Annotated in this window: 19 protein-coding genes and 1 tRNA gene; 13 read left to right on the plus strand and 7 right to left on the minus strand. The window is 69.5% G+C overall.

The features are described from left to right. Window positions 1-3: 3 nt before the first annotated feature. The 4 genes from pgeF to BW41_RS16870 all read left to right on the plus strand — a co-directional run bounded on the left by pgeF (window position 4) and on the right by BW41_RS16870 (window position 4,680). Window positions 4-786, plus strand: a complete 783-nt coding sequence (gene pgeF / locus BW41_RS16855; protein WP_037536153.1) for a peptidoglycan editing factor PgeF — start codon at window positions 4-6, stop codon at window positions 784-786. 109 nt (window positions 787-895) lie between these two features. Continuing rightward, on the plus strand, window positions 896-2,221 hold the full coding sequence (locus BW41_RS16860) for a cystathionine gamma-synthase family protein (RefSeq protein ID WP_051583656.1): 1,326 nt from the start codon (window positions 896-898) through the stop codon (window positions 2,219-2,221). A 102-nt stretch (window positions 2,222-2,323) separates the two neighbouring features. Next, window positions 2,324-2,839, plus strand: a complete 516-nt coding sequence (locus BW41_RS16865; protein WP_037535881.1) for a phosphoribosyltransferase — start codon at window positions 2,324-2,326, stop codon at window positions 2,837-2,839. A 32-nt stretch (window positions 2,840-2,871) separates the two neighbouring features. Continuing rightward, window positions 2,872-4,680: an aminopeptidase P family protein gene (locus tag BW41_RS16870; protein ID WP_037535883.1), complete on the plus strand. Its 1,809-nt coding sequence runs from the start codon at window positions 2,872-2,874 to the stop codon at window positions 4,678-4,680. Here BW41_RS16870 and BW41_RS21660 read toward each other — a convergent pair. Further along, complete coding sequence (locus tag BW41_RS21660; protein WP_200870457.1) at window positions 4,677-4,817, minus strand: hypothetical protein; 141 nt, start codon at window positions 4,815-4,817, stop codon at window positions 4,677-4,679. The genes BW41_RS16870 and BW41_RS21660 overlap by 4 nt on opposite strands. Before the next feature lie 83 nt (window positions 4,818-4,900). On the opposite strand from BW41_RS21660, the gene BW41_RS16875 reads away from it, so the two are divergent. Further along, window positions 4,901-4,975: transfer RNA gene (locus tag BW41_RS16875), tRNA-Thr, on the plus strand. 109 nt (window positions 4,976-5,084) lie between these two features. Beyond that, the gene (locus BW41_RS16880) at window positions 5,085-6,185 is read left to right on the plus strand and encodes a glycoside hydrolase family 43 protein (RefSeq protein WP_081793171.1); all 1,101 of its coding nucleotides are present in this window, start codon (window positions 5,085-5,087) and stop codon (window positions 6,183-6,185) included. A gap of 223 nt (window positions 6,186-6,408) precedes the next feature. Here the strand turns inward: BW41_RS16880 and BW41_RS16885 are convergent, their stop codons facing one another. The 3 genes from BW41_RS16885 to BW41_RS16895 are packed head-to-tail and all read right to left on the minus strand — an operon-like array spanning window position 6,409 to window position 10,712. Next, complete coding sequence (locus tag BW41_RS16885) at window positions 6,409-7,893, minus strand: efflux transporter outer membrane subunit (RefSeq protein ID WP_037535885.1); 1,485 nt, start codon at window positions 7,891-7,893, stop codon at window positions 6,409-6,411. Next, the gene (locus tag BW41_RS16890) at window positions 7,893-9,485 is read right to left on the minus strand and encodes a DHA2 family efflux MFS transporter permease subunit (protein ID WP_037535887.1); all 1,593 of its coding nucleotides are present in this window, start codon (window positions 9,483-9,485) and stop codon (window positions 7,893-7,895) included. The genes BW41_RS16885 and BW41_RS16890 overlap by 1 nt, the downstream gene beginning before the upstream one ends. 3 nt (window positions 9,486-9,488) lie before the next feature. After that, complete coding sequence (locus BW41_RS16895) at window positions 9,489-10,712, minus strand: HlyD family secretion protein (protein WP_037535888.1); 1,224 nt, start codon at window positions 10,710-10,712, stop codon at window positions 9,489-9,491. 326 nt (window positions 10,713-11,038) lie between these two features. On the opposite strand from BW41_RS16895, the gene BW41_RS16900 reads away from it, so the two are divergent. Both BW41_RS16900 and rpsU read left to right on the plus strand, forming a co-directional pair. Further along, window positions 11,039-11,935, plus strand: coding sequence for a hypothetical protein (locus tag BW41_RS16900; protein ID WP_037535890.1), 897 nt, complete (start codon window positions 11,039-11,041; stop codon window positions 11,933-11,935). Between the two features lie 34 nt (window positions 11,936-11,969). Further along, window positions 11,970-12,170 (plus strand): 30S ribosomal protein S21, encoded by a 201-nt coding sequence (gene rpsU / locus BW41_RS16905; RefSeq protein WP_037535892.1) that lies wholly within the window; start codon window positions 11,970-11,972, stop codon window positions 12,168-12,170. 59 nt (window positions 12,171-12,229) lie between these two features. Here rpsU and BW41_RS16910 read toward each other — a convergent pair whose 3' ends face one another. Then, window positions 12,230-12,598: a hypothetical protein gene (locus tag BW41_RS16910; RefSeq protein WP_037535893.1), complete on the minus strand. Its 369-nt coding sequence runs from the start codon at window positions 12,596-12,598 to the stop codon at window positions 12,230-12,232. Window positions 12,599-12,715: 117 nt separating this feature from the next. Between BW41_RS16910 and BW41_RS16915 the strand changes: the two genes are divergently transcribed. From BW41_RS16915 to BW41_RS16925, 3 genes are all read left to right on the plus strand, one after another. Further along, window positions 12,716-12,943 (plus strand): hypothetical protein, encoded by a 228-nt coding sequence (locus BW41_RS16915; protein WP_037535895.1) that lies wholly within the window; start codon window positions 12,716-12,718, stop codon window positions 12,941-12,943. A gap of 94 nt (window positions 12,944-13,037) precedes the next feature. Further along, entirely contained in the window at window positions 13,038-13,463 is a 426-nt protein-coding gene (locus tag BW41_RS16920) for an organic hydroperoxide resistance protein (protein ID WP_037535897.1), read from the plus strand. A 67-nt stretch (window positions 13,464-13,530) separates the two neighbouring features. Continuing rightward, window positions 13,531-13,995, plus strand: coding sequence for a membrane protein (locus BW41_RS16925; protein WP_037535898.1), 465 nt, complete (start codon window positions 13,531-13,533; stop codon window positions 13,993-13,995). A 2-nt stretch (window positions 13,996-13,997) separates the two neighbouring features. On the opposite strand, the gene BW41_RS16930 is transcribed toward BW41_RS16925, so the two are convergent. Together BW41_RS16930 and BW41_RS16935 are read right to left on the minus strand one after the other, a co-directional pair. Further along, window positions 13,998-14,507 carry an MAPEG family protein gene (locus BW41_RS16930; RefSeq protein ID WP_235199816.1) on the minus strand — a complete coding sequence of 170 codons (510 nt, stop codon included), beginning with the start codon at window positions 14,505-14,507 and terminating at the stop codon, window positions 13,998-14,000. An 8-nt stretch (window positions 14,508-14,515) separates the two neighbouring features. Beyond that, window positions 14,516-15,730 (minus strand): UbiH/UbiF/VisC/COQ6 family ubiquinone biosynthesis hydroxylase, encoded by a 1,215-nt coding sequence (locus BW41_RS16935; RefSeq protein WP_037535902.1) that lies wholly within the window; start codon window positions 15,728-15,730, stop codon window positions 14,516-14,518. Between the two features lie 117 nt (window positions 15,731-15,847). Between BW41_RS16935 and BW41_RS16940 the strand changes: the two genes are divergently transcribed. Together BW41_RS16940 and BW41_RS16945 are read left to right on the plus strand one after the other, a co-directional pair. Then, complete coding sequence (locus BW41_RS16940; RefSeq protein ID WP_037535904.1) at window positions 15,848-18,175, plus strand: DNA translocase FtsK; 2,328 nt, start codon at window positions 15,848-15,850, stop codon at window positions 18,173-18,175. A 256-nt stretch (window positions 18,176-18,431) separates the two neighbouring features. Next, window positions 18,432-19,037, plus strand: coding sequence for a LolA family protein (locus BW41_RS16945; RefSeq protein ID WP_037535906.1), 606 nt, complete (start codon window positions 18,432-18,434; stop codon window positions 19,035-19,037). Window positions 19,038-19,134: the final 97 nt, after the last annotated feature.

Here is a 19,134-nt window from a genome sequence, read left to right on the forward strand (position 1 = left end):
GAGATGACCGACGGGACCGACGGGCCGGATATCGAGGTGATCCGTGCCGCGCGTCTCGGCGACGTGCCGCACGGATTCCTCGGCCGGCGCGGCGGCGTGTCGGCCGGCCTCGTCGCCGGGCTCAACTGCGGCCTCGGCTCGGCCGATGATCCCGCCGCGATCGCCGAGAACCGCCGCCGCGCCGGCGCCGCGGTGCTGCCGGGTGCGGCGCTGGTCGGGCTCTACCAGATCCATTCCGCCGAGGCGGTGATCGTCGACGCGCCCTATGCCGACGAGGCGCGGCCGCGCGCCGATGCGCTGGTCACCGATCGACCGGGGCTGCTGCTCGGCATCCTCACCGCCGATTGCGCGCCGGTGCTGTTCGCCGATCGCACCGCCGGCGTCGTCGCCGCCGCGCATGCCGGCTGGAAGGGCGCGATCGGCGGCGTCACCGATGCGACGCTCGCCGCGATGGAGCGGCTCGGCGCGCGGCGCGAGCAGATCGTCGCCGCGATCGGCCCGTGCATCGCCCGCGCCTCCTACGAGGTTGACGCGGGCTTCCTCGCCACCTTCACCGCGGCCGATGCTGCCAACGAGCGCTTCTTCACCGACGGGCGCGCTGGCCGTTACCAGTTCGACCTCGAAGCCTATGTCGCGCACCGGCTCGCCACGGCGGGGGTGTCGCGGATCGAGGCAATGGGGCTCGACACCTATGCCGACGCCGACCGCTTCTACAGCTTCCGCCGCGCGACGCATCGCGGCGAGGCGGATTACGGGCGTCAGCTCAGCGTCATCGGGGTGGGGTAAGGCTGCCAGGAGCAGGGACGGCACCGCCAGCCCCTCGCCATCATCAACCGTAAACTGGTGTCATCCGTTACGATCCGCGGCTATGCTCTTCGCCATCAAGGAGAAGACCATGCCCGACGAAGCAGAACTGACCGGCGCCGGCGGCACCCAGAGCCCGGCCGCCAGCGATATCGGCGTCGAAAAGATCGGCGATCGCAAGCTCAAGCCCGCGACGATGATGATGGGCCACGGCTTCGACCCGGCGCTGTCGGAAGGCGCGCTCAAGCCGCCGATCTTCCTCACCTCGACCTTCGTCTTCCCCAATGCGGCGGCGGGCAAGCGCCATTTCGAGGGCGTCACCGGCAAGCGGCCGGGCGGCGCCGACGGCCTCGTCTATTCGCGCTTCAACGGCCCCAATCAGGAGATCCTCGAGGACCGGCTCGGCATCTGGGAAGAGGCGGAGGATGCGCTCGCCTTCTCCAGCGGCATGTCGGCGATCGCGACGCTGTTCCTGGCGATGACCAAGCCGGGCGACACGATCGTCCATTCGGGTCCGCTCTACGCGGCGACCGAGACGCTGATCGGCCGCATCCTCGGCAAGTTCGGGGTCAAGTGGCTCGACTTCCCCGCCGGCGCGAGCCGTGAGGAGATCGACGCGGTGCTGACCGAGGCGAGGACCGGCAACGTCGCGCTGATCTATCTCGAAAGCCCCGCCAATCCGACCAACGCGCTGGTCGATATCGAGGCGGTGGCGGCAAGCCGCGACGCGATCTTCGCCGATGCCGACGAGAAGCCGCCGATCGCGATCGACAACACCTTCCTCGGCCCGCTCTGGCAGCAGCCGCTGCGCCACGGCGCCGACATCGTCGTCTACAGCCTGACCAAATATGCCGGCGGCCACAGCGACCTCGTCGCCGGCGGGGTGCTCGGCAGCAAGGCGCACATCAACACGATCCGCGCGATGCGCAACACGATCGGCACGATCTGCGACCCGCATACCGCGTGGATGCTGCTGCGCAGCCTCGAGACGCTGGAATTGCGGATGAGCCGCGCCGGCGAGAATGCGGTCAAGGTCTGCGCCTTCCTGCGGGATCACCCCAAGGTCGAGCGCGTCGGCTATCTCGGCTTCCTGCCCGACACGCCGGGGATGGAGCGGCAGGCGGACATCTATCGCCGCCATTGCACCGGCGCGGGCTCGACCTTCTCGCTGCTCGTCAAGGGCGGCGAGGCGGAGGCGTTCCGCTTCCTCGACGCGCTGCGCATCGCCAAGCTCGCCGTGTCGCTCGGCGGGACGGAGACGCTGGCCAGCCATCCGGCGGCGATGACGCATCTGTCGGTGCCCGAGGCGCGCAAGGCGGCGCTGGGGATCACCGACAATCTGGTCCGCATCTCGATCGGCGTCGAGGATGCCGACGATCTGATCGCCGATTTCGATCAGGCGCTCGCCGCGATCTGAGTCGGCGCGCCTTGCCCCGCGGGGCCGATCGCACGATGATAGGCGGATGATCCCGTTCGCTTATCATCCGTGCGGCCGGCCCTCGCCCGAGGCGGGGCGCTGATGCCGGTCTATACGTCGATCCCGAACGACGCGTTCGTCGCCGCGGTGCACATTCTCGCCACGGCGATCCGCGACGGCGGCTGGGCGCCCGATCATCTGATCGGCATCGGCCGCGGCGGACTCGTCCCCGCGGTCTATCTCAGCCACGCGCTCGGGCTGCCGACGCTGTCGGTCGATTATTCGAGCCAGGTCGAGGCGTTCGCCGCCGCCCCGCTCGCCCGCCTTGCCGAACGGACGCGCGACGGCGCGCGGCTGCTGTTCGTCGACGACATCAACGATACCGGCGGCACGATCGCGCAGATCCGCGCCACACTTGCTGCGGCGGGAGCGGTGCCGGAACGGGTGCGCTTCGCGACGCTGATCGACAATGTCCGCTCCGCCGAGCGGGTCGATTATGCCGCGCGCACGATCGACCGGGAGCAGACCAAGGACTGGTTCGTCTTCCCATGGGAGGCGGTGGCCCCGGCGCAGGCGATCGCCGCCGATGCCGCCGCGGTGCCCGAACGCACCGCCTGACCCGCGACGATCCCCCAGCGACGGAATATCCGATGACCGACACCTCCGCCCGCCTCGCCGCGCTGCGCGACGAACTCGCCCGCCAGCGCCTCGACGGCTTCATCGTGCCGCTGACCGACGAGCATATGAGCGAATATGTCGGCGGCTATGCGCAGCGGCTCGGCTGGCTGACCGGCTTCGGCGGCTCGGCGGGCAGCGCGGTGGTGCTCGCCGATCGCGCGGCGATCTTCACCGACGGCCGCTATACGCTGCAGGTCCGCGAGCAGGTCGACGGCGCGCAATGGGAGTATGTCGGCGTGCCCGAGACGAGCATCGCCGGCTGGCTCGCCGGGGCGGTGCGCGAGGGCCAGCGTATCGGCTACGATCCCTGGCTGCACACGCGCGGCTTCGTCACCGAGACGGCGGCGGCGCTCGCCGATCGCGGTGCGACGCTGGTCGCGGTCGACGCCAATCCGATCGACCGCGTCTGGCACGACCGCCCCGCCCCCTCGCCTGCGCCGGTCACCGTCCATGCCGATGCCTATGCGGGTGAATCCTCCGCCGCCAAGCGCGCCGGCATCGCCGACTGGCTGGCGAGCCAGCGCGCCGATGCGGTGGTGCTGACCGCGCTCGATTCGATCGCCTGGGCGCTCAACGTCCGCGGCGGCGACGTCGCGCATACGCCGGTCGCGCTCTCCTATGCGATCGTCGCGCGCGACGGCACCACCGACCTGTTCGTCGCCCCGGACAAGCTCGACGATGCGGTGCGCCAGCACCTCGGCAATGCGGTGCGCGTCCACGACCGCGCCGCCTTCGCCGCAGCGCTCGGCGGCTTCCAGGGTCGCCGCGTCGCCGCCGACCCGGACCGGGCGGTGGCGGCGATCTTCGCCGCGCTCGACCAGGGCGGCGCGACCGTGCTGGCGCTGCGCGACCCGGTCGTCCTCGCCAAGGCGCGCAAGAACCCGGTCGAGATCGCCGGCCATCGCGCCGCCTCGATCCGCGACGGCGCGGCGCTGACCCGCTTCCTGCGCTGGGCTGAGGACGCCTGTGCCGCGGGTGGCGAGACCGAACTCTCCGCCGCCGCCAAATTGCTCGCCTTCCGCGAGGAGACCGGCTGCCTGCTCGACTCCTCGTTCGACACCATCTCGGCGACCGGCGCGCATGGCGCGAGCCCGCATTACCACGTCACGCCCGAATCGAACGCGCCGATCCGCGCGGGCGAGCTGTTCCTGATCGATTCGGGCGGCCAGTATCGCGACGGCACCACCGACGTGACCCGCGTCATCCCGGTCGGCGCGCCGACCGACGAGATGCGCGACCGCTTCACTCGCGTGCTCAAGGGCCATATCGCCATCGCCACCGCGATCTTCCCGGACGGCACCTGCGGCGCGCAGATCGACGGCTTCGCACGGCGGCCGCTGTGGGAGGCGGGGCTCGATTTCGGCCATGGCACCGGCCACGGCGTCGGCAGCTTCCTGTCGGTGCACGAGGGGCCGCAGCGGATCGCCGCACCCAATTATCCCGGCGGCGCATCGCTCGAGCCGCTGCGCGCCGGCATGATGCTGTCGAACGAGCCGGGTTATTACAAGCCGGGCGCCTACGGCATCCGCATCGAGAATCTGCTGCTCACCGTGCCGGTGGCGGTGGCGGGCGGCGATCCCGATCGCGCGATGCTCGGCTTCGAGACGCTGACCTTCGCACCGATCGAGCGCGGGCTGATCGACGCGACGCTGCTCACCCCGGCCGAGCGCGACTGGCTCGACGCCTATCATCGCGACGTGCTGGCACGGATCGGCCCCGCGCTCGACCCCGCGACGCGCGACTGGCTCGCCGCGAAATGCGCGCCGATCGCCGCGGGTTAATCGGGTCTGGCAGGCGCCGCGGGCGGCTCGCGCGGCGGATCGTCCGCGGCGGCGGCGCGCGCCTGCGCCTTGCGCCGGTGGAGGTTGGCACGCAATTGCGCGGCGAGCCGCTGCGCCCGTTCGTCGTGATCCGCCATCGCTTCTGCCTAGCCGCGACGACAAGCGCTTGACAATGTGTTCCGGAACGTCTCTAGGCGCACCTCGCCCGAACGGGTCGAGTGCTGCCGTAGCTCAGTGGTAGAGCGCATCCTTGGTAAGGCTGAGGTCGTGAGTTCAATCCTCACCGGCAGCACCATTTTTTCCGTGACAGATCACGGCGTGTAGCCGCCGCTAGAAGCGGGTTTGGCGGCGGGACTTCGCGCTGAGGCGTTGCGGTCGCGTCTTTCCATCTGCAAACCGCCAAGATGGAAAACGCCATTGAAGCCAGCGGCATACGCCAGCTGAACCGCCGCGCCCTGATCGCCGGCGCGGGCGCCGCGCTCGTCCTCCCGAACGCGGCACAGGGGCGGGCCGAGGCGCAGGCCCGGCCACTGATCGACGGCTGGTATGCCGATCCCGAGATCCGTATCTTCGCCAATCGCTACTGGATCTACCCGACCTATTCCGCCGACCGTCACACGCCTGCGCCACCCAGCCGGCTGAGCGCCTGGCAGCGCGAGCAGCGCCGCGCGCCGCACATCTGGGCGCCGTTCCTGCGCCAGACATTCCTCGACGCCTTCTCCTCACCCGACCTCGTCCACTGGACGCGGCATCCGCGCGTGCTCGATGTCGCGCAGGTCGGTTGGGCGGCCTATGCGATGTGGGCCCCATCGGCGATCAACCATCGCGGACGCTATTATCTCTTCTTCGGCGCCAACGACCTCAAGAGCGATGCGCAGGTCGGCGGGATCGGCGTCGCGGTCGCGACGCGGCCGGAGGGCCCGTTCCGCGATGCGATCGGGCGGCCGCTGATCGGCACGATCGAACAGGGCGCGCAACCGATCGACCAGATGATGTTCCGCGACGACGACGGCAGCCTCTACCTTTATTATGGCGGCTGGAAGCATTGCAACGTCGCGCGCCTGTCGGATGATTGCACCGCAATTCGGCCGTTCGCCGACGGCAGCCGGTTCAAATCGATCACCCCCTCGCCCGATTACGTCGAAGGGCCGTTCATGGCGAAGCGCGACGGCGTCTATTATCTGATGTGGTCCGAGAACGACTGGACCGGGCCGGATTATCGCGTCGCCTATGCCACCGCGCCCGGGCCGCTCGGACCGTTCACGCCGCGCGGCGTCATCCTGCAGCAGGATGCGCGGATCGCGCGCGGCGCCGGGCATCATTCGCTGGTGCGGATTCCGGGCAGCGACGATTGGTACATCGTCTATCACCGCCGCCCACTCGGCGAACGGGACGGCAATCACCGCGAGATCGCGATCGACCGCCTCCATTTCCGCCGCGACGGCAGCATCGCGCCGGTGGTGATGACCGCCGGCGGCGTCGGCCCGCGCCCGCTGCCCCGCTAGCCGCTCACGAACAGCGCGACACCGTCATCTTCCCGTCGTTCGCGACATGGTCGATGTTGCGGTCGGCGCGGACGGGCACGGCGGCGCTCTCGACGATCCCGGGCCCTGCCCTCGCGATCACGATAACGACCCGTCGTCCTGATACATCTATGAATATCGGTGAATCACGACGCCCGCCGTTCGCGACGGTGGCGAAGCGCGGCGCGCCTCATCCCCCGGCGCGTCACGATGCCGGCGTGTCGCTCCACCCGCCGCCGAGCGCCTTGAACAGCGCCACCGTCTGCTGGCGGAGCTGCGCATCGCTCAGCGTCAGCTGCTCGCGCGCCGACAGCACCTGCGCCTGCGCGTTGAGCAGCGCGTCCTGCGCGACGAAGCCGGTCTGATATTGCGCGGCGATCGCATGCGCGCTCGCCTCCGCATCGGCGACGGCGCGGGCGAGTGCGGCATGGCGAAGGCGCTCGGCGGCGATCTGCGACAGCGGATCCTCGACATCGCGCAACGCCTGCAGGACGATGGCGCGATATTGCAGCAGCGCCTCGTCGCGCTGCGCCTCGCGCAGCTTGACGGTCGCGCGCCGCCGCCCGCCGTCGAGCAGCGGCAATTGGACCCCGCCAGTACCGGTCAGTTGCAGGCTGTCGCGGCTGATCAGGTTCGACAAGGCGGTCGAGATCAGCTGCGCCATGCCGGTCAGGCTGAAATGCGGATAGAGATCGGCGGTGGCGACGCCGATCTCGGCATTGGCGGCGGCGAGGTTGCGCTCGGCGGCACGCACGTCGGGACGGCGGCGGAGCAGATCGGAGGGCAGGCCCGGCGGGATCGCCGGAGCAGGCGGCAGCGTGACGCCGGGGCCGACGAATTCGGCATCGAGCGCGGCGGGCGGCTGTGCGAGCAGGATCGCCAGCGCGTGGCGACGAACGTCGATATCGGCGCGGATCGGCGCCAGCCGCGCCTCGGTGCCGGTGATCGATCCGCGCTGGCGGGTGACGTCGACCGGCGGCACCAATCCGACCGCGGCGACATGACCAGCGACGGTCAGCGCGCCGCGCTGGCGGGCGAGTTCGGCCTCGATCACCGCGACCTGCGCCTGGTCGGTGCGCAGCGCGAGATAGGCTTGTGCGACTTCGGAGGCGATCATCACCGCGGCGTCGCGGCGGTTCCATTCCGCCGCCTCGGTCCGCGCGGTCGCCGCCTCGACGCCGCGGCGCACCCCGCCGAACACGTCGAGCTCCCACGACGCGTCGAAGCCGGCGGCGTAGGTGGTGATGCCGCTGCCGGGGAGCGCGATGCCGCTGCTCGATCCGCTGCCTCCGCCACTGCTGCTGCTCCCGCCACCGCTGCCGCCGCCGAACAGCCGCGCGAGCGAGGAAAAGCCGGCGTTCTTGCTGAATTCGACATGCGTCGCGTTGGCGCTGGCGTTGACCTGCGGACTATAGGCCGAGCGTGCGACGATCTCCTGCAACCGCGCCTCGCGCACCCGCGCCGCGGCGAGGCCGATGTCGGGATTGTCGCGCAGCGCGCGCTGGATCAGCGCGGTGAGCTGCGGATCGCCGAACGTCGTCCACCAGGTCGCCGGGTCGATCCCCGCGCCCGCCGGCTGCGGCCCGGCGAAGCGCGGCGGCACCGCGACGACATCGGCGGGATGATAGTCCGGCCCGACGGTGCAGGCGGCGAGCAGCGCCGCTGCGGTAAGTGCCAGAAACCGCCGCATCAATGCGCTCCCCCTTGATTGCCGCCGGTCTTGCTGGCGCGCATGAACAGCACCAGCGGCGCGACGACGAGCACGACGATCATCAGCGTGCGGAACACGTCGAGGAAGGCGAGCATCGTCGCCTGCCGCTGCACCTGACTGTACAGCACGGCAAGCGGCGTGGTCGACGGATCGCCCTGCCCGGCGAACTGGCCGGCGGCCTTGCGCATCCAGTCGTTGTAATTGGCGTCGAGCGGGTTGAGCGTCTGCACCAGCTCGGTCTGGTGTTTCTGCAGGCCGTTCGACAGCAACGTCTGCGACAGCGAGATGCCGAGCGTGCCGCCGAGGTTGCGCGCGACGTTGAGCAGGCTGGAGGCCTGCGCGGTCTGGCTCTGCTTCAGCCCGACATAGGCGATGGCGTTGATCGGCACGAACAGGAACGGCAAGGCCATGGCCTGATAGAGGCGCGCGGTCGCCGCGTCGAAGAAGGTGATCTCGGCATTGAGATTGGCCATGTTGTACAGCGCCGCCGCCTGGACGAGCAGCGCCGGGAACAGCAGGAAGCGCACGTCGACCTTGCCGCTCAGCCGCCCGGCGAAGGGCACCGCGACCAAGGTCGCGAGGCCACCGGCGGTGAGCGCGAGGCCGGCGTCGAGCGAGCTGTAGCCGAGCACCTGTTGCAGCATCTGCGGGATGAGCTGCGTCGTGCCGAACAGGATCATGCCGGTGATCGCCATCACGCCGATGGTCAGCGCGAAATTGCGGTTCTTGAGCAGCCGCAGGTCGATCACCGGATCGTCGCGGTTGAGTTCCCACAGCACCAGCGCGATCAGCGCGGTCGCGGAGATGATCGCGCTGGTCAGGATCAGCGGACTCGAGAACCAGTCCTCGCGCTCGCCGCGATCGAAGGTGAGTTCGAGGAAGCCGAGACCGAGCGCGACGAGCAGCACGCCGATATAATCGATGCGCAGGCCGTTCCTGAACTTCTTGTCGCGGTCCTTCTTCACCTGTGCCGGCTCGTCGACGAGCGCCCGCACCGCGAGCCAGGCGGCGATACCGATCGGCACGTTGATCAGGAACACCCAATGCCACGAGGCATATTCGACGATATAGCCGCCGAGCGTCGGCCCCAGGACCGGCCCGACGACCACGACGATCGCGAAGGCGGCAAAGGCCATGCCGCGCTGCGCCGGCGGGAAGGTATCGGCGAGGATCGATTGCTCGACCGGGGCGAGGCCGCCGCCGCCGATCCCCTGCAACACGCGCGCCAGCACCAGCGTCGTCAGATTGGGCGACAGGCCGCACAGCAGCGAAGAGGCGGTGAACAGCGCGATCGACAGCAGGAAATAGCGTTTGCGGCCGATCGCGTCGGACAGCCAGCCCGAGATCGGGATGACGATCGCATTGGCGACGAGATAGCTGGTCAGCACCCAGGTCGCCTGATCGTTGGAGACCGACAGGCCGCCGGCGATATGGTCGAGCGCGACATTGGCGATCGACGTGTCGAGCACCTCCATGAAGGTCGGGATCGAGATGATCGCGACGATCAGCCACGGGCTGTACTTGCCCGCGGCGGATCGACTCGGCGACCAGCCCGCCGCAGCGCTCGCCATCGCTCAGCGGACCTTGACGGTCGGCACCACCGACATGCCGGGGCCGATCGGATAGCGGCGCGGATCGGGGCTGCCGTCATGCCGGTCGAATTCGATCCGCACCGGCACGCGCTGCACCACCTTGACGTAATTGCCCGTCGCATTCTGCGGCGGCAGCAGCGCGAACGCCTGCCCCGCGCCGCGCTGGATCGAATCGACATGGCCGGTGAACTTGACGGTCGGATAGGCATCGACGTGGATGTCGACCGGCTGGCCGATGCGCATCAGCTGGAGCTGCGTTTCCTTGAAATTCGCGGTGACCCACATCCTGTCGGGGACGATCGCCATCAGCTGCGTCCCCGGCCCGACATAGGAGCCGACGTTGACCTGCCGGTTGACCACCTGCCCGGCGACCGGCGCGGTGAGGCGCAGGTCGTTGATCGTGACATTGGCCTGTTCCACCGCGGCGCGGCGGGCGGTGACGACCGCCTCGGCCGCCTTGACCTGACGGGCGGCGACGGTGACCTGCGCGTCGGCGGCGTCGACCTGGCGGCGGGCGGCGGCGGCATCGGCGGCGGTCGATCGCGCGGTGGCGCGCGCCTGATCGAGCTGCTGACCGGCGACCGCGGTCGGATCGAGCTTGAGCAGCGCCTGATAACGGTCGAGGTCCTGCGCCGCCTTGATCGCACTGGCGAGCGGGACGCGCGCCTGCGCCGCCGCCTGATCGCGCGCGGCGAGCGCGGCGGATACCTGCGCCAGCGCCTGCTGCACGCCCGCCTGCGCCTGGACGACATTGGCGCGCGCCTCCGCGACCTGAGCCTCCGGTCCCGACGGTTCGATCACCGCGAGCAGCCGGCCCGGCTCGACGTGGCGATTGTCGATATTGGCGACGCTGACCAACGTGCCGGCGACCTGCGGGGCGATCCTGACGATATGCGCGTCGACGAAGGCATCGTCGGTCGATTCATATTGCCGCGCGTGCAGGTAATAGAGCGTACCGCCGATCACCAGCACGACGACCACCGCGATCAGGATGATCCAGAACAGCGGCTTCTTGAACAGCGACGGCTTCTTCTCCTTCGCATCGTCGTCGTCGTCTTCCGAATCGTCGTCGTCGGAGTCCGCATCGTCGTCGTCCGAATCGTCGTCCTGCTGGTCGTCGCCCTTGTCGGCGGAGGTCGCCGCGTCATCGGCATCGTCGTCCGCCTGATCGTGCGTGGTCTTCTTCTGGTCGTCACGCTCGCTCATGGCGGCTCCTGCTGTGCGGCCCGGTCGGGAGGGTCGGGGCCGTGCGATGCGCATCGGCATCCGTCCGCATGGCCTGACGACTGGCGGGGCTGCCGGCGATGATGAGGGATGCCCCCGGCGTCACGCGGGCATCATGTCGGTCGAACGCACCATAAGGCCCCCCGGAAACAAAACGATACGTTCCGGATTCGCTAAAGCCGCCGCGGGCCGGATCGTTCCGCCTGCGCAAAGTAATTCAGGTTAGGCGGGTTTTTGAAGCGATCGGACTAGCCGCGGCGCGCCTGATCCGGCAGCCTGCCCGTCCCGATCGTCCAGCCGGAGCCTCCATGCGCCTGTCGCTCGCCGCCGCCCTCGCCTTCGCATCAGCCACCTTCGCCGGCACTGCGGCCGCCGCGCCCGAGGCGGAGCATGGCAGCGGCCGCTATCCGGCGATCTACGAGGCGCTGCCGGGCCTGCCCGATCATGTCGTCTATCGTCCCGCCGATCTGACGCGACTCGGGCGCGAACGGCTGCCGATCTACGTCTGGGGCAATGGCGGGTGCAGCGCCGATGCGACGAGTTCGCGCAACCACCTGCTCGAGATCGCATCGCACGGCTATCTCGTCATCGCGTCAGGGACGATCCCCGGCCCGGCCAAGCCCGCCGCCGCGCCGGCCACGCCGGGCGCGCTGACCGTCGCGACCAAGACCGGGTTGCTCCGCGACGCGATCGACTGGGCGCAGACGGAGAATCATCGCGCCGGCAGTCCGCTCGCCGGCCGGATCGCCACCGACCGGATCGCCGCATCGGGGTGGAGCTGCGGCGGGTTGCAGGCGCTGGCGACCGCGCAGGACCCGCGCGTGACGACCGCCGTCATCATGAACAGCGGCTTCTTTCCCGCAGGCGCGAATCCGATCAACGGAGTCGCCTCCGACAAGGCGATGCTCGCCGGTCTGCACGGGCCGGTGCTCTACGTGCTCGGCGGCCCGACCGATATCGCCGCGGCGAACGGCACCGACGATTTCGCGCGAATCACCCGGGTGCCGGCCGCCCTGGTCAACATCCCGGTCGGTCATGGCGGCACCTATATGCAACCGCATGGCGGGGTCGGTGCGGAGGTGGTCACCGCCTGGCTCGACTGGCAATTGAAGGGGAAAAGCGACGGACAGGCCGCTTTTTCCGGTCCACAGTGTCGATTCTGTCACGATCCGCGATTGACGCTGGCGCGCAAGAACTTCAATTAGGCGCATTGGTGGCCAACCGAAAGCAAAGACCTTCATGCAGATCATCGTTCGTGACAATAACGTCGACCAAGCCCTCCGCGCGCTCAAGAAGAAGCTGCAGCGGGAAGGCGTGTACCGTGAAATGAAGCTCCGCCGGCACTATGAGAAGCCGTCGGAAAAGCGTGCCCGCGAGCATGCCGCCGCGGTCAGCCGCGCGCGCAAGGCCGATCGCAAGCGCGCCGAGCGCGATCGCTGATCGACCGCGTCTGACGCCACCACCCCCGGCGCGCGCCGGGCGGTGGCGGCGACAGGGACTCAGCCGTCCGTCAACGGCTTGGCGAGCGCCGGCGTCTGCTGATGCTGGACGACGCGCCATACCTCATGCTCGATCCGCCGGATCGTCGAGGTGCAATGCGCCTCATAGCCTTCGTCCCCGCGCTGCGCGTGGACCTTATAGCCGATCACGATCAGCCCTTCCTGCGGGCGTGACACCTGCCGCTCGCTGAGCTCGGCCGTCTCCCAGACCGGCGTCGCGGCGACCGCGTCGATCGCGGCGTCGCCGCGCAGCACGAACGGCGGCCGCGGCAACACCATCACCACCTCGGCATCGACCTTCTCGCGGTAATTGTCGGGACCCTCGGTCCACAGGCTCTCTTCGAACGTCCACAGGCGACTGTCTTCCATCTCGCTATCTCCCGGTGTCAGCCGGGGAAGAGCGGCGCGCGGCGACGAATGTTCCGTGATCGCCCGCCGTCACCAACCGGGCGGTGATGCGTTGCGGCTGTTCCACGAGGAGGCTTCATGACCGACACCGCCATTCAGACCCGCCAGCGCGAGATCGCCAGCGAACATCTGCTGTTCAAGCTGATCGAATATGTCGAAGACCGGCATCCCGGCCTGCTCGACTTCCTGGAACAGAGCCTCGACCATCTCGGCGACCCGGCCGACGATGCGAGCAAGGACGATGCGGGCGTGCGCGCGATCGCGCAGCGGATGATCACCGGCGCCCGGCGGCAAGGCACTGACTGATCGACCGCTCCGAGGATAGTTATCGTGATAATGATATCGACGGACCGCCGCGACGATCCTAAATCATTATCGCGATAACAAACAGGAGTTCGCCATGTCGGTCGACGTCAAATACAGCACCACCGCCACCGCCACGGGCGGCCGCGACGGCCATGCCCGGTCCGACGATGGTCGCATCGACATCGGCCTGTCGACGCCGCGCGAGCTGGGCGGTGCCGGTGGTGAGGGCAGCAACCCCGAGCAGCTGTTCGCCGCCGGTTACGCCGCCTGCTTCATCGGCGCGCTCAAGGTCGCCGGGCGCGAGCTCAAGCTGGCCGTGCCGGACGATGTTGCGGTGACCGCGACGGTCGGCATCGGTCCGCGCGCCGAAGGCGGCTTCGGCATCACCGCCGATCTCGCGGTGGCGCTGCCCGGCATCGCTGAGCCGGACGCGAACCGTCTGGTCGAGGCGGCGCATCGGATCTGCCCCTATTCGAACGCGACGCGCGGCAACGTCGATGTCGGGCTGACGCTCGCCTGATGACGGGCTCGCGGATACGGATGGCGGCACGCGGATTGTAGCAGCCTACTCTTCCGAAGGTGTTGCCATGATCCGTTCGTTCCTCATCGGCCTAGTCGCCGGCCAGCGCGGCATCACCCCGCTGGCGGTGATCGCCACCGCAACGCGCCGGCACGAGGTGCCCGCCGCGCTGCCGCTCCAGTCGCTGATGCGCCATCCGCTGGTCGCCGCGGGGACGGCCGCGTTTGCCGCCGCGGAAATGGCGGGCGACAAGATGAAGACGGCGCCCGACCGTATCGTCCCGGTCGGGCTGGCGGTGCGCAGCGTCACCGCCGCCTATGCCGGCGCCGCGCTGGCGCCGCGCGGCAAGCGGCTGCTCGGCGGCGGCATCGCCGTCGCCAGCGCGCTCGCCTCCTCCTATATCGGCTGGCGGTTGCGTTGCGCCGCGATGGACCGCTTCGGCCAGACCGCGAGCGGCTTCGTCGAGGACGCGCTGGTGTTCGGCGCCGGTCTGGTCATCGCCAATCCGCGGCTCGTCGCCGACGAGCTCTGACCTCAGCGCAGCGTCGCCAGCGCCGCCATCAGCAGCGCGGCGATGCTGGGGTAGAAGGTCAGTGCGAAGCCGAGCGCGCGCGCTTCGGCACCGTCGCGATAGCCGCTCCAGAACAGCAGCCGTCCGGCGGTGAAACAGGCGGCGAACAGCGCCACCGGCACGCGCGCGTGATCGCTGATCAGGGTCAGCGCGGCATAAGCGATGCTGGCGAGCAGCGCCTGTTCGGCGGTGTTGCGCAGGATCGCATTGGCCGCATCGACCCGGTCGTCGACACCGTCGCGGCCACCGATCGCCGCCGTCGAGGCGAAACGGCGGCGTGCCACGTCGCCGATCGCCGCCGCCATCCACAGGCCCAGCACCAGCAGCGCGATGCCCAGGGTGGTCAGCCGCGCCTCGAGCACCGCGGCGCTGCTGCGATAGCTGCCGAGGATCGCCGCGGCGATCGTCAGCCCCAGGCCGATGCCGATGCCGCGCGCGACACCGGTCTGCGGCGACCGCTTCGGCGCAGACACCGGCTCGCTCATACCAGCAGCCCCTGCAACAGCTTGGGCAAGGTGCCGCTTTCGCCGCGCGCCTCGGCCATGAACCGGTCCTTGAGCGGCGGCAGGCGATCGACCGCGCTGATCCCGAAGCGCCGCACCGCGCTCGCGGTCTTGCCGGGGATGCCGAACAGCCGGGTCAGCGTATCGGTCGCCGCGGCGACCATGAAGGTGTCGAGCCCGCGCCAGCGCTGATAGCGTTCGAGCAGCGCGGGATCGCCGAGGTCGAGGCCGAGCCGCTTGCCCTCGACCAGCACCTCGGCCAGCGTCGCGACGTCGCGCAGGCCGAGGTTGAGCCCCTGCCCCGCGATGGGATGGATGCCGTGCGCGGCGTCGCCGACCAGCACCAGCCGGTCCGCGGTGATCCGCGCCGCATGGTGGAAGCCGAGCGGATAGCTCGCGCGCGGGCTGGCGTCGTGCAGCTCGCCGAGGAAGCCGCCCATCCGCTTGCTCGCCTCGGCGAGGAAGGCGCGGTCGCCGAGCTTCATCATCGCCGGCCCGTCCTCGCCCTTCACCGACCAGACGATCGCCGAGCGATGGCCGATCGCATCGTCGGGCAGCGGCAGCAGGGCGAAGGGGCCGGCGGAATAGAAGATCTCGTAGGCGACGTCCTCGTGCGGATATTGATGGTGGAAGGCGCCGACGATCGCGGCATGGTCATACTGCCAGCGCGCGACCGGGATGCCCGCCGCCTCGCGCGTCGGCGAATTGCGGCCCTCCGCGGCGATCAGCAGCGCCGCGCGCACCGTCTCCCCCGAATCGAGCGTCGCGGCGACGCCGGCGGGACCGCGGACGACGTCGACCGCGCGCGTCTGCATGCGCAGGTCGATGCCGGCCGCGCCGCTCGCCGCGGCGAACAGCGCCGACCGCAGCGCCTTGTTCTCGTACATCGTGCCGAGCGCGCCATCGTCGTCGGCGGGGCGGAAATCGAGCTTGCCCGGCGCGAGCCCGTCGCTGACCCGGATATGGCGGATCGCGCAGCCCTGCCCGGCGAGCGTCGCCCCGATACCGATCGCGTCGAGCATCCGCCCGCTCGCGCTGGCGATCGCCGAGGCGCGGCCGTCGAAGCCGGGTGCGAGCACCACCGCCGGGTCGGCGGGATCGATGACGGTGCTGGTCAGGCCATGCGTGTCGAGCGCGAGTGCGAGCGTCGCGCCGACCAGGCCGCCGCCCAGGATGATGACATCTGTATCCATATCGCCTCCCTACGCCTGCACCGCGCGGGTGCCAATCGGCCTGTCGCCAACTGCCTTGACGTAACGCACCGGCGGCCCGATGATTCCGGCGCATTTCGCACATTGAAGGAACTGGGAATGGCGAGCCGTGCGCAGCCAGGGCTGTTGCGTGAGACGGTGAAGGCAGGGGCGGTGCGGGGCGGTGCGTTGATCGCCGCGATCGCGCTGTTCCTCCTCACCGTGCTGATGGTGCTGGCGCTGGCCAGCTACCATGCCAGCGACGCGGCGCTCAACACCGCATCGGGCGGACCGATCCTCAACTGGGCGGGGCCGCCGGGGGCGTGGTTCGCCGATTGCGCGCTCACCCTGTTCGGGCCGGCGGTGGCGCTGCTGCTGCCGGTCGCGCCGATCGTCGCGTTGCGCCTGTGGCGCGATCAGCCGCCGGGGCGCTGGGCGGCGATGCTGCGCAATGCGGCGATCGGCGTCGCGCTGATGGCGGCGGCGCTCGCCTTCGTCTCCGATTCGTCGGTGCTCGCGCTCCCCGCCGGCTGGGGCGGCATCATCGGCCTCGCCGTCGCGCACGCCGTGCAATGGGCGCTCGGCTTCCTCGGCCAGCCCGGCGTGGCGCGCTGGCTGGCGCGCGGCGTCGGCCTCGCGGCGGGAGTCGGCGGCATCATCATCTGGGCGAAGAGCCTCGAGATCGACCTCGGCGAACGGCGCTTCCGGCTGCGTCGCGTGCGGACCGCGGACGATTCGGTCACCGACGCCTATGACGTCGAGGACGACGACGATTATGACGATGACCTTGCCGACGAGCCGTTGCAGCTCGCCCGCAAGGTCGAACCACGCGCGCTCGCCGAGCCCGATCCGCGCCCGGCCCCCGTCATCGCCGACCGCAGCTCGGCACCGTCGGCGGCGAAGCCCAAGCCGCGCCAGCAGAGCCTCGACCTCGGTCACAGCTACACCCTGCCCTCGCTCGACCTGCTCACCCCGGCGCCGCCCGCGCCCAAGGGCACGATCGACAAGGCGGCGCTCGAACGCAATGCGCGCCTGCTCGAGAACGTCCTCGACGATTTCAAGGTGCACGGCGTCATCAACGAGGTGCGTCCCGGCCCGGTCGTGACGATGTACGAGCTGGAGCCCGCCCCCGGCATCAAGGCGAGCCGCGTCATCGCGCTCGCCGACGATATCGCGCGCAACATGTCGGCGGTGTCGGCGCGCGTCGCGGTGATCCCGGGGCGCAACGTCATCGGCATCGAACTGCCCAACCAGAAGCGCGAATCGGTGTCGCTGCACGAGCTGGTCGGCAGCCAGACGTTCGAGGATCAGGCGGCGCAGCTGCCGATCATCCTCGGCAAGAACATCGCCGGCGACCCGGTGATCGCCGATCTCGCGCCGATGCCGCACCTGCTCGTCGCCGGCACCACCGGCTCGGGCAAGTCGGTCGGGCTGAACTGCATGATCCTGTCGCTGCTCTACCGGCTGACACCCGACCAGTGCCGGATGATCATGATCGATCCCAAGATGCTCGAACTGAGCATGTACGACGATATTCCGCATCTGCTGTCGCCGGTCGTCACCGATCCCGCCAAGGCGGTGCGCGCGCTGAAATGGGCGGTTGAGACGATGGAGGACCGCTATCGCCAGATGTCCTCGGTCGGCGTGCGCAGCCTCGCCGGCTTCAACGACAAGGTGCGCGCCGCCAAGGCGAAGGGCCAGCGGCTCGGCCGCCGCGTCCAGACCGGCTATCATCCCGAGACCGGCCAGCCGGTCTATGAGGAGGAGCAGCTCGACTACGAACCGCTGCCGCAGATCGTCGTCATCGTCGACGAGCTCGCCGACCTGATGATGACCGCGGGCAAGGAGGTCGAATTCCTGATCCAGCGGCTGGCGCAGAAGGCGCGCGCCGCGGGCATCCACCTGATCATGGCGACGCAGCGCCCGTCGGTCGACGTCATCACCGGCGTCATCAAGGCCAATCTGCCGACGCGGATCAGCTTCCACGTCACCAGCAAGATCGATTCGCGCACCATCCTCGGCGAACAGGGCGCCGAACAGCTGCTCGGCAAGGGCGACATGCTCTACATGCCCGGCGGCAAGGGCATCGTCCGCGTCCACGGCCCCTTCGTCAGCGACGACGAGGTCCACCATATCGCCGATCACTGGCGCGCGCAGGGCCAGCCCGACTATATCACCTCGGTCACCGAGGAGCCCGAGGAGAGCTTCGCGCTGGAAGGCGCGCCGGAGGGGGAGGATTCCGCCGAGGACCAGCAATATCGCAGCGCGATCCAGCTGGTGTGCGAATCGCAGAAGGCGTCGACCAGCTGGCTCCAGCGCCAGTTGCGCATCGGCTACAATTCCGCGGCGCGGCTGATCGAGAAGATGGAGAAGGACGGCATCGTCAGCCGCCCCGATCACGTCGGCCGCCGCGAGGTGCTGCGCGATACCGAGGGGCATGCGATCTGACGTCGGCGGCGGGGGGGGCCGTGTGCTACCCGCCCTTCGACAGGGTCAGGGCCAACGGTAGGATGAAAGGCCTCCTCCATCGTTCGTGCCGAGCCTGTCGAAGCACGGATCTCCGCGAGCGGGCGCTTGATTGTACGCACCCTCCTCCGACGCGCACCGGCCGCCGCTCCGCATCGCTGACCGGGCGCGTCGGGACCCACCATCCCGGTTGCGCAGTTAAGCGGCCATTCAACGCCCCTTGCCCATCAGGACCCGCATGATCCGATCCGCTTTCGCCCTTGCCGCCGCGCTCAGCGCTCCCGTTGCCGTTCAGGCGCAGACCGGCGATCTTGCCGCGGTGCAACGCCATCTCCAGGCGCTGACGACGATGACCGCCGGCTTCACCCAGACCGATCGCACCGGCAAGGTGCTGACCGGCACCTTCACGCTCAAGAGCCCGGGCAAGCTGCGCTTCCAATATGAGAAGGGCGTGCCGATCCTGATCGTCGCGGAGGGCGGCGCGCTCACCTTCATCGATTATTCGGTGCGGCAGGTGCAGCGCTGGCCGATCAAGAATTCGCCGCTGTCGGTGCTGCTCGATCCGAGTCGCGACATCAGCCGCTACGCCCGGCTGGTGCAGACCGGCAACGACCGGGTCGTCTCGGTCGAGGCGAGCGATCCCAAACATCCCGAGATCGGCCGGATCACGATGATCTTCGCCCGCGACGCCGCGGCGCCGGCAGGACTCGCGCTGCAAGGCTGGGTGCAGCTCGACAGCCAGAACAACCGCACGACGATTCGCCTGACCAATCAGCGCTTCGGCGTGCCGGTTAGCGACGGAACGTTCAAATGGGTCGACCCACGGCGGTCAACTACGCGATAATGAACGCGAAATGCCCTCGCCATTCATCATCGCGACAGGTTGGCGGGCGTAAATACCCCATTGCGGATGTGGGGCGTCCGGGATTTTTCCCCCTGTT

Origin of the sequence: Sphingomonas sp. RIT328 (genome assembly GCF_000632225.1) — a bacterium.
In the GTDB taxonomy this organism is placed as follows: domain Bacteria; phylum Pseudomonadota; class Alphaproteobacteria; order Sphingomonadales; family Sphingomonadaceae; genus Sphingomonas; species Sphingomonas kyungheensis.